General features: G+C 41.6%; 1 protein-coding gene. It reads left to right on the top strand.

The window, feature by feature from the left end; genetic code table 11:
• Nucleotides 1-162: 162 nt before the first annotated feature.
• Nucleotides 163-1,427: IS1380 family transposase (locus G587_RS0116205; RefSeq protein WP_026493102.1), on the top strand; the 1,265-nt coding region annotated here is incomplete at its 3' end.

Raw genomic sequence — 1,427 nt, 5'->3', positions numbered from 1 at the left:
CCTGAATTATTCACGGCTTAATTACAAAGCCGCATAGTTACTGCATTTAAACTGCATATTGCTTTCACCCAATAAGTGAAGCCTTAGGGGTATTAATAAAGCCCCGATTCTGTTACAATTTTAGGTGTCGAATCCAAAAACATAACAAAAAAGAGGCTTCATATGTCTAGTTTAGATTACACAACCTTAGAAAGCAATAAGCGTTTTAAATTAAATTTTGACGGAGGTGATTTATCCTCCGATGCTGGTCTTCTCCTAATAAAGGAATTCATCAGCAAACTGCACTTTGACAAGCTGATTGACAGCATATTTCACACCAATGATTCTTCAAGCCGCCGGACTCACAAGGACGATGAAAATCTTTTGCAGGTCATCTATCAGATTTTTTCAGCATACTATGAGGATGACTGCGCAGATGAACTTACCAACGATCCAATCCTTACTGCAATCCTTGCAAAGGAAGCATTGGCTTCACAGCCGACGCTGTCACGCTTTTATAACCGCATGGATAATGACACCCTGAGACAGTTTGATACTCTCATGAAGGCAATGCGTAAGATTGTCTATACAATCAAACGTCCTGAATTTATCCTTCTTGATCTGGATTCAACACTGCTTAGCACATATGGCAAACAGGAAGGAGAAGGTTTCAATTATCATTATCAGGAGCATGGCTACCATCCGTTAGTATGTTATGACGGACTTACTGGTGACCTTCTTAAAATACTTCTCCGTGATGGTACAGCTTATTCCAGCAATGGTGTAGCTGATTTCCTCCGACCACTTCTTGAGGAGCTATCATCAATGGAGTTTGCTTCTGAACTTTCGCTTCGTGGTGACAGTGGTTTTGCAACTCCGGAGCTATACGAATTGTGTGAAGACGACAATTATAAAGTCTCCTATGCAATACGGCTTAAGATGAACTCCACTCTGGTAGCCCTTGCAAAAACAGAGGATGAACTGCTCTTCAAAATGGCAAAGGACAATGCTGTTGATTATGCCGTTGTGTATGGTGAGTTTTACTATCAGGCTGGAACCTGGAACAAGCCACGTAGGGTTGTCTTCAAAATCGAGAAGCCTTTCAACCAGATAACTCACATGTACACATTTATAGTCACAAACATGACTGCAGACATTGAATCAATAATCCAGTTCTACTGCGGCCGGGGCAACATGGAGAACTTCATCAAAGAAAGCAAAAACGGTTTTGATTTCGGGGCTGTAAGTAGCCACTCAAAGCTCGTTAATGCAAACCGTGTCCAGATCCATGCGCTGGCTTACAACATATTCAATTGGTTTAAACGGCTGGCTCTGTGTGCTTCCATGAAGAAGCAGTGTGCAGATACAATCCGTTTGAAACTGATCAAGATTGCCGTTAAGGTAGTCAGATCAGGTAGATATATTTATTTCAAGCTGTGTAGCAGCTG

The organism is Butyrivibrio sp. XPD2002 (assembly GCF_000423945.1).
Taxonomy (GTDB): domain Bacteria; phylum Bacillota; class Clostridia; order Lachnospirales; family Lachnospiraceae; genus Butyrivibrio.
This window is presented reverse-complemented; position numbering and strand designations above follow the sequence as displayed.